Source organism: Actinophytocola sp. (assembly GCF_036378875.1).
Lineage (GTDB): Bacteria > Actinomycetota > Actinomycetes > Mycobacteriales > Pseudonocardiaceae > Actinophytocola.
The window spans coordinates 23,695-31,972 of the sequence record NZ_DASUVO010000137.1 but is presented as its reverse complement, the minus strand read 5'-3'; the positions used below and the strand labels follow the sequence as shown (position 1 = coordinate 31,972).

General features: G+C 70.1%; 7 protein-coding genes. 1 reads left to right on the top strand and 6 read right to left on the bottom strand.

The genetic code is table 11. From position 1 onward, the window contains the following. Positions 1–88: 88 nt before the first annotated feature. From VF106_RS39760 to VF106_RS39750, 3 genes are all read right to left on the bottom strand, one after another. Positions 89–1,579, bottom strand: a complete 1,491-nt coding sequence (locus tag VF106_RS39760) for a sugar ABC transporter ATP-binding protein (protein WP_330845173.1) — start codon at positions 1,577–1,579, stop codon at positions 89–91. Positions 1,580–1,626: 47 nt separating this feature from the next. After that, positions 1,627–2,853: an ROK family transcriptional regulator gene (locus tag VF106_RS39755; protein ID WP_330845170.1), complete on the bottom strand. Its 1,227-nt coding sequence runs from the start codon at positions 2,851–2,853 to the stop codon at positions 1,627–1,629. Positions 2,854–3,126: 273 nt separating this feature from the next. Then, a complete protein-coding gene (locus VF106_RS39750; RefSeq protein ID WP_330845172.1) occupies positions 3,127–4,242 on the bottom strand; it encodes an ROK family transcriptional regulator in 1,116 nt (371 codons plus the stop codon). Between the two features lie 298 nt (positions 4,243–4,540). Between VF106_RS39750 and VF106_RS39745 the strand changes: the two genes are divergently transcribed. Continuing rightward, positions 4,541–5,797, top strand: a complete 1,257-nt coding sequence (locus VF106_RS39745; RefSeq protein WP_330845169.1) for a serine hydrolase — start codon at positions 4,541–4,543, stop codon at positions 5,795–5,797. Here VF106_RS39745 and VF106_RS39740 read toward each other — a convergent pair. Genes VF106_RS39740 through VF106_RS39730 form a run of 3 tightly spaced genes read right to left on the bottom strand, consistent with a single transcriptional unit; the run spans position 5,794 to position 8,164 of the window. After that, positions 5,794–6,798: a YhjD/YihY/BrkB family envelope integrity protein gene (locus VF106_RS39740; RefSeq protein ID WP_330845168.1), complete on the bottom strand. Its 1,005-nt coding sequence runs from the start codon at positions 6,796–6,798 to the stop codon at positions 5,794–5,796. The genes VF106_RS39745 and VF106_RS39740 overlap by 4 nt on opposite strands. A gap of 26 nt (positions 6,799–6,824) precedes the next feature. Continuing rightward, positions 6,825–7,844 (bottom strand): tryptophan--tRNA ligase, encoded by a 1,020-nt coding sequence (trpS, locus tag VF106_RS39735; RefSeq protein WP_330845167.1) that lies wholly within the window; start codon positions 7,842–7,844, stop codon positions 6,825–6,827. A 35-nt stretch (positions 7,845–7,879) separates the two neighbouring features. After that, a complete protein-coding gene (locus VF106_RS39730) occupies positions 7,880–8,164 on the bottom strand; it encodes a hypothetical protein (protein ID WP_330845166.1) in 285 nt (94 codons plus the stop codon). Positions 8,165–8,278: the final 114 nt, after the last annotated feature.

Here is an 8,278-nt window from a genome sequence, read left to right as displayed (position 1 = left end):
CGGAACGCTCCGCAAGCTCCGCTCCACCGGCGCCCTCCGCGGGCTCGGCGGCGGCGTGAATATCCACGATTCGCTCCGCAAGCTCCGCTCATGCCATCACCTCGCTACCTTCCATCACCATGTCCAAGATGGACGCTTCGGTCAGCTCACTGGCCGGTGCCTCGGTGAGCAACCGGCCCTCCCGCATCACGAGCACGCGGTCGGACAGGCCGAGCACCTCCGGCACCTCACTGGAGACGAGCACCACGGCCACCCCGCCTGCCGCGAGCTCGTGGATCAGCCGGTACAGCTCCGCCCGCGCGCCGACGTCGACGCCGCGGGTCGGCTCGTCGAGCAGCAGGACCTTGCAGTCCCGCACCAACCACCGGGCGACGACCGCCTTCTGCTGGTTTCCGCCGGAGAGCGTGCGCACGATCCGGCGCGGGTCGGCCGGGCGCAGGTCCAGTCGTTCCAGCGTGGCGCGGGAGTCCCGCAACTCCTTGCCCCGGTCGGTGAAACCGGCGCGGCTGTACTCCGGCAGGCTCGCGAGCGTCACGTTGTTGGCCACGGACTGGTCCAGCAGGAGCCCCTGGCTCTTGCGTTCCTCCGGGGCGAGGCCAACACCCGCCGCGACGGCCGCGGTCACGCTGCCCGGCCGCAACCGCTTGCCGTTGACGAACACCGCGCCCTGGTCGGATTTCCGTGCCCCGTAGACGGTTTCGAGCACCTCACTGCGGCCGGCGCCGACCAGCCCGGCGATGCCGACGATCTCGCCGGCCCGAACGGTGAAGCTGACGTCGGTGAACTCGCTCGCCCGGCTCAGGCCCTCGACGCGGAGCACCTCGTTCGCTTCATCCACTGTGGACGCTTCGCGGTGCGGGAAGACGGTCTCCACCATGCGGCCGGACATCAGGTTGACCAGTTCGGAGGTCGGGGTGTCCGCCGGCAGGTTCGACGCGACAGTGCGGCCGTCCTTGAGCACCGTGACCCGGTCGCCGATGCGGCGGATCTCGTCCAGCCGGTGGGAGATGTAGACGACCGCGACGCCGTCGTTCGTGAGGTCCTCGACGACGCGGAACAGGTTGTCCACCTCGTCGGCGGCGAGCGCGGCGGTCGGCTCGTCCATGATGATCAGCCGGGCGTCGTGCACGAGCGCGCGTGCCATCGACACCAGCTGCTGGCCTGCCGCCGACAGCAGCCCGACCTCGCGGCTCGGCGGGATCTCCGGATGACCGAGGCGGGCCATCAGCTCACGGGTCCGGTTGCGGGCGGCCCGGCGCTGGCTGAACCCGAACGTCGACGGCTCGTGGCCGAGGAAGATGTTCTCCGCCACGGAGAGCCCGTCGACGAGGTCCAACTCCTGGTACATCGTGGCGATGCCGAGGCGGAGCGCGACGACCGGCGAGTTCAAGGTCGTCGGTCTGCCCTGCCAGATGATGTCGCCACCGTCGGGCTGGTGCGCGCCGGCCAGGACCTTGATCAGCGTGGACTTGCCGGCGCCGTTCTGCCCGAGCAGGCAATGCACCTCGCCGGCGCGGACCTCGAGGTCCACCCCGTCCAGCGCACGCACGCCGGGGAAGGCCTTGACGATGCCGGACATCGTCAGGAGAACTTCCTCTGCGGCTTCTGTCGACGCCGATGGTTCGCTCACGCGGGAGCCTCCTCTTCCGTAGCCTCGATCACCGGCACGACGGTCGGGTCCTCCAGCACGCGGCGCAGTGACGCCAACGCGCCGCCCGCAGTGGCCGCCGTGAAGCCGAGTCGCGAGCCGACCACCGTCGCGCCGCCCGCGCCGGGGGCGAGGACGTGCGCCACGACCTGGTGCCGGATCGGCTCGACCAGCCACTCGGGCAGCGCGGCGAAGTAACCGCCGAGAACCACCACGGCCGGGTTGAGCAGGTTCACCAGGTACGAGACGCCGGTGCCCAGGGCGGTGCCGATCTGGTGCAGTGCGTCGAGCGTGCGGCGATCCCCCTGCTCGGCGCGGGCGCGGATCATCCGCATCCGCTGGTCGAGGTCGAGAGCCGGGTCGCGGATCGGGTCGTCCGGGTCGGCGCACGCGTGTAGCAGCGCGCCCAGTCCGACCTGCGTCTCCCAGCAGCCACGGCGGCCGCAGGAGCAGTACGGGCCGAGCGGGTCCATCGCCATGTGCCCGATCTCGCCGGCGAACCCGCCCGCGCCCCGCACGAGCCGGCCGCCGGCGATCACGCCGCTGCCGATGCCGTAGTCGCCGGTCAGGTAGACGAGGTCGGCCACGTCCAAGGTCGCGAACTCGGCCATCGCGCCGAGATTCGCGTCGTTGTCGACGACGATCTGGTCGAGCGGGAGGCCGGTGCGTGCGGCGAGCCCGTCGACGACGGCGACGTCGCGCCAGCGCAGCCGCGGGGAGAACGGGACCGTGCCGGCCTGTGTGTCGACCAGCCCGGGGACGGAGACGGTGACCCCGATCGCGTTCTCCAGCCCGGCCATGGTGTCGGTCAGGAGCTGGGCGAGCAGGTCGAGCGTTCGCTCCGGCCCGAGCGCTGGCACGTCGACGACGGTCCGGTCCTGGCGGAGGACCTCACCGCCGAGGTCGGTGACCAGCACCCCGATGTGCCCGACGTGCACGTCCAGCCCGACCCCGCACACGCTGTCGGGCCGCAGGTCGACCAGCTGACCGGGCCGCCCCTGCCCGCCGGCGGACACCCCGACGTCGTACACGAGGCCTCGCGCTTCGAGGTCGGTGACGAGGCTGGAGACGGTGGCCTTGGAGAGCCCGGACCGGACCGCCAGCTGCGCCCTGGACAGCGCGCCGTGGTCGCGGAGGGTACGCACGAGCAGTGCGAGGTTCCCTCTACGCAGACCGGCCTGGTCTGCCGGACGGCTCTGGCCCACCGGCGCTCCACTTCGTTGAGGGTCCGATCGAAGACCGGTGCTCTAACTCACAAACCACCCTGTCTCAGGGGCACATCGGTCCGCAATAGTCCGAACGGCGCAACATACGAGCACCTCTTTCGAACCAAACCATCAAAAGTTCTGCCGAACTCAACCCCAACCCTCGCGTGTCCAACCGTGGGGACCGGTGAGTTGAACAAACCGGTGGGCGCGTTTGTTGAACTCGCGCGTCAGATTTGTTGGACACGCGGGTTCTGGGCGTTGGACACGCGGTTAGTTCATGGGGGCGAAGGCTCTGTCTGTTGCGGACCACGCCGCGCCGGTCACACCGGCCAGTTCGCCCAGTTCGGAGAGGACTATCGGGAGGTTGCCCGTCGCCAGCGGGAGGGAGCGGCGGTAGACCGAGCTGCGGACCTCCGCCAGTAGCGGGTGGCCAAGGCGGGAGACGCCGCCGCCGATGACGACGATGCCCGGGTTCAGGAAGCTGACCAGCGACGCCACCACGTGACCGAGGCGGCGGCCGCCCTCGCGGACCAGGTTCGCGGCGGCGAAGTCGCCCGCCGTCGCCGCCTCGCCCACGTCCTGGGCGGACAGCTTGCCCTTCTCCTGCAGTCGCTCCGCCAGCATCGTCGAGCGGCCCGAACGGGCCAGGGTCAGTGCGTCGCGGGCCAGGGCCCCGCCGCCGAAGTACGCCTCCAGACAGCCGACCTCCCCGCACGCGCACGCTGGCCCGTAGTCGTCGAGCCGGATGTGTCCGATGTCGCCCGCGGTGCCGGCCACGCCGCGGTAGACCTTGCCGCCGAGAACGATGCCGCAGCCGATGCCGGTGCCGACCTTCACGAAGATGAGGTCGTCGAGGGAGCGCGCCACGCCCGCGTGCCGCTCGCCGAGGGCCATCACGTTCACGTCGTTGTCCACGGTGACCGGACAGCCCCACTTGCCGGCCAGCTCGTCGCGCACCGGATAGCGGTCCCAGCCCGGCATGATCGGCGGCGCGACCGGCATGCCGTCGCGGAAGCTCACCGGACCCGGCAGACCGATGCCGGCGCCGAGCAGTCGACCGGGCGCCTTCTCCAACACCCGCACCGCGAGGTCGACGACCCGGCCGAGCACGGGTGTTGGCCCGAGCCGGACCTCACAGTCCTCGCTCTCGATCGCGAGCACCTCGCAGCGACCGTCGGTGACGGCCACGTTGATGGACGTCGCACCCACGTCGGCCGCGATGAACCGCAGGTCGTCGGCGAGGTGCACGAGCGTCGACCGGCGCCCGCCCCGGCTCGCGGCCGGTCCGCCGATCTCCACCAGGCCGGTGTCGACCAGCCGGGTCAGCTCGCCGGTCAACTTCGCGCGGGGCAGATCCAGCCGCTCACCCAGCGCGACCCTGGACATCGGGCCCTCGTCCCGCAGCAACGCGAGCAGCCGCGACTGCTGCCGCGAGGACACCTTTGCTTGCTGCCCGGTGCTCGGCGCGTTCACACGTTCAATCTAGCCGCCGGTCCGATGCTGGTAACCCGGGCGTTTCACCCGTTCAGGGGGCACTTGCCGACAGTCGCTAGCAAAGCCCTCTTCTGGGTTCTTCCAGAGGGTCGGCGACGCCGCGGCACCGAGAAGCCCTAGGCTGCAGGACGTGCGCCTTGCAGCCACCAGGTTCGTGCCGGCCTTTGTCCTGTCGCTATGCGCCCTGGTCATGACCGCAATTGTCGCCGCCCCCGGGGCCGTTGCCGCACGCTACGCACGGCAAGGGCAGCCGACGACCGGCCAAAACGACGCCGCACAGGGTGCCTGCGAGCACCTCCCGGTGCCGCCGCCAGCCGTCGACACCTCCGAGGAGCCAGCGCCCGGCAGCCCTTCCCCCACACCACTCCCCGTACCTGAAGAACCGGTCGGGGGAACCCGAATGGGCGAGTGCGGGATCGTCCAACCGGAGGGTAGCCCAACGCCTCCGATTGTGACGGCTGCCACATGGGTCCTTTCCGATCTCGACTCCGGCGACGTGCTCGCCGCCAAGGACCCGCACGCGCGGGAGCGCCCGGCATCACTGATCAAGGTCCTGCTGTCGATCGTGGTGATCCGCGAGCTGAGCCCGGACATGGTCGTCACCGGCACGCAGGAGGACGCCAACCAGGAGGGCACGAAGGTCGGCATCGGCCCCGGCGGCCAGTACACGGTCGACCAGCTGCTGCACGCGCTCGTGATGCGCTCCGGCAACGACGCGGCCTTCGCGCTGGCCCGTGCGCTCGGCGGCCCCGAGGTCGCGCTGGAGAAGATGAACGCCCTGGCCAAGGAGCTGGGCGCACTCGACACCCGCGCGGCGACGCCGTCCGGCCTCGACGGTCCCGGGATGACGACCTCGGCCTACGACCAGAGCCTCATCTTCCGGGCGGCGATGCAGCACGAGGAGTTCAGGAACTCCGCCAAGACGCCCAGGATCGACTTCCCGGGCTATGCCGACCGGGCGGGCTTCCAGATCAACAACGACAACACCCTGCTGCGGACGTACGAGGGCTTCCTCGGCGGCAAGACGGGCTTCACCGACGACTCCCGGCACACCTACGTCGGCGCGGCGGAGCGCAACGGCCGCCGGCTCGTCGTGGTGCTCCTGCGGGGCGAGAAGACCCAGAGCACGTTGGCCGAGCAGGGCGCCTCGCTGCTCGACTACGGCTTCGGGCTGGTGGCGGCGAACTCCAAGCCCGTCGGCGAGCTGGTGACCAAGGCGCCGGAGGCCCAGCCCAAGCAGGACACGAACCAGCAGAAGAACGACGCCGTGAACCGGCCCGTGGACGACCAGGCCGCGTCGACCGACACGAGCGACGAGAACCGGTCGGCGTTCGGCAACGTCGGTCTGCCGCTGGTGGTCCTCGCGGGCATCGCGGTCATGGTGACGGTCGCGATGTGGTTCCGCCGCCGCAGGGCACGCGCCGCACGCGCGAACCGCACGGCCTAACGCCGTTTCCGCAACAGCAGGCCCAGTACGGCACCCGCACCGAACAGGCCGAGGGCGCCGCGTGCCGTCGGTCCCTTGCGCACGACGACCCGTGGGCTGATCACCGCCGGCGGCGGCGCCAGCGAGGCCCTCGGGACGATGTTCTCCTTCGCCGTTGCCGTCCACGCGGTGATGAACAGCAGGTAGCGGGACACCAGGTTCGCGAACAGCAGCAGACCGATGATGGGACCGAACACCCTGCCGGACGACGAGTTGGTCACCATCTCCAGGTAGATCGTGAAACCCTGCTTCAGGAGCTCGAAGCCGATGGCCGCCGCGATGGCACCCCGCGCCGCCGAGCGGGCGCTCACGCGCTCCCTGGGCAGCCGGGACAGCACCCACAGGAACACCAACCAGTTCGCGGCAAGTGACAGCACGATCGTGGCCAGCCGCAACAGGAACAGCGCCCACGCGTCGTCCGACAGCCCCACCAGGCCCAGCAGCCACGAGCCAAGGCCGCTGCCCGCGGCCGACAGCCCGAACGAGACGGCGAGCGCGAGACCCAGACCGAACAGCGCCAGCACGTCCTTGAGAATGGTGCTCAGGAACGGTCGCTGCTTGTGCTCGAGACCCCACTGGGCGGTCAGCGCGTCCCGCAGGTTCTGCATCCAGCCCAGGCCCGAGTACAGCGCCGCCAGCAGACCGAGCACCCCGACCGCGCCCCTGGACTCGATGGCCTCGTCGATCACGTCGTTGACGATCTCGTCGAGCCCGGCCGGCACCGCGTCCGTGATGCCGTTCTTCATCTCCGTCAGGAGAGCGGCGTTGCCGGCGAGCACGAAGCCGCCGACGGCGAACGAGATCATCAGCAGCGGGAACAGCGACAGCACGCTGAAGTACGTGATCGCGGCGGCGTGCTGGCTGCCGTAACGCTCGGTGTACGCCTCACCCGCCCGCACGATGTGATCGAGCCACGGCCGCGCTCGGCGCTGCCTCACCAGGAACGATTCTTTGTCCGCCACGGACCGAAGTTACCGCCCGTATGCGGTTATGTCCCGGCCAGGAACCCCAGCTTCTCGTACGTCCGCGCAAGCGTGCGCGAGGCGACCTCGCGGGCCCGTTCCGCGCCGCGGGCCAGGATCTTGTCGAGCTCGCCCGTGTCGTCGAGGTAGGACTTCACCCGCGCCTGCACCGGGGTCACGAACTCCACGAGCGCCTCGGCGACGTCCTTCTTCAGGTCGCCGTAGCCCTTGCCCGCGTAGTCCTCCTGCAGCTGCACCGGGGTGCGGTCGGTGAACGCCGAGAGGATCACGAGCAGGTTGGACACGCCGGCCTTGCGCTCGGGGTCGTAGACGATCTCGCGCTCGTTGTCGGTGACCGCCGACCGGATCTTCTTGGCCGACACCTTGGGGTCGTCGAGCAGGTCGATGATGCCGGCAGGCGAGGACGACGACTTGCTCATCTTCGCGCCAGGCTCCTGCAGGTCGTAGATCTTGGCCGCGTCCTTGAGGATGTACGCCTCCGGCAGCGTGAACGACCTGCCGAAGCGTGAGTTGAAGCGCTGCGCGAGATCGCGGGTCAGCTCCAGGTGCTGACGCTGGTCCTCCCCGACCGGCACGTGGTTGGCCTGGTAGCACAGGATGTCCGCGGCCTGCAGTGACGGGTAGCCGAACAGGCCGAGCGTGATGCGGTCCTGTGCCTGCTTGGCCGACTTGTCCTTGAACTGGGTCATCCGGCTGGCCTCGCCGAAGCCGGTGAGGCACTGCATGACCCAGCCGAGCTGCGCGTGCTCCGGCACGTGGCTCTGGACGAACAGCGTGGCCCGCTCCGGGTCGATACCCAGCGCCAGCAGCTGGGCCGCGGAGACGCGGGTGCGCTTGCGAAGCAGCTTGGGGTCGTGCTCGACGGTGATCGCGTGCAGGTCGACCACGCAGTAGAACGTCTCGTGCGTCTCCTGCAGCGCGACCCACTGGCGGACCGCGCCGAGGTAGTTACCGAGGTGGAACGAGTCAGCCGTCGGCTGGATCCCGGACAGGACGCGGGGACGACGTTCAGGCGTTTCCGTCACGGCCCCGATTCTCCCAGAGGTCGCTCACGCAGCGGTCAGGCGGCCGCCTTGTCGATGATCACCGTCTCCGGCTCGGACTTCGACGCGGCCGTCTCGCGGCGGCGGTGCCGCACCAGGCCGGTCACCAGGCCGCCAAGGCCGACGACGACCGCGGCCACACCGACGGGGCCGATGGGGAACTGCATGTTCGAGGCGGCGACGCCGTCCGCCGTGCTCGCGCTCGCTGCCGCTATCCCGGTCAGCAGCATGACCGGGACCAGGGCCAGGACCACACAAACCCGAACGAGCCTTGCTGCTGCCGAGGCAACTCGGTCGCGCACTGGTGCGCCTCCTGCGCTTGTCACGATCGTGTTACCCCCGTTTGGGGGCCTTGGGACCGGGAACCCTACCGAGGGTGCTGGCGGGTTAGCCCAATCGGTATGACGCGGGAGACT